The following is a 477-nucleotide window of genomic DNA, read 5'->3' on the forward strand; positions in this document are numbered from 1 at the left end:
ATACATATGAGCCTGATCGGCGAAATTTTACCTTTGTCCCATATCGTTTTGGATTTGGAAGTCAGCCGCAAAAAGCGTCTGTTTGAAGCGGCCGCACCGCTGCTGGAGAATGAAGCAGAATTACCGAATGCCAACGTGTTCGACTACCTGTTTGCCCGTGAAAAACTCGGTTCGACCGGTTTGGGGCAGGGGGTGGCGATTCCCCACGGCCGTCACGCATGCGTGAAAAAAGCCACCGGTGTGTTTATCCGTACCAAAGAGCCGGTCGCCTTTGATGCGCCCGACGGCAAACCCGTCTCCATAATTTTCATCCTGCTTGTGCCTGAAAACGCTACCGGCGAACATTTGGAAGTCTCGTCCAAACTGGCCGGCAGATTCCCTCAACAAGCCGTCCGTGAAGCATTGATGGCCGCGACTTCTGCCGAAGCAGTCCGCACACCCCTGACCGCAGAGCAATTCATGCCCAGCGTATCCGTT

At 54.5% G+C, this 477-nt stretch carries 1 protein-coding gene; it reads left to right on the forward strand.

Annotated features, from left to right (window positions below; genetic code table 11):
• Window positions 1-6: 6 nt before the first annotated feature.
• Window positions 7-477, forward strand: a 471-nt coding sequence (gene ptsN / locus ACTHUT_RS21825) for a PTS IIA-like nitrogen regulatory protein PtsN (protein WP_440419910.1), incomplete at its 3' end; no start/stop codon positions are given.

The organism is Neisseria sp. P0022.S010, from assembly GCF_051956635.1.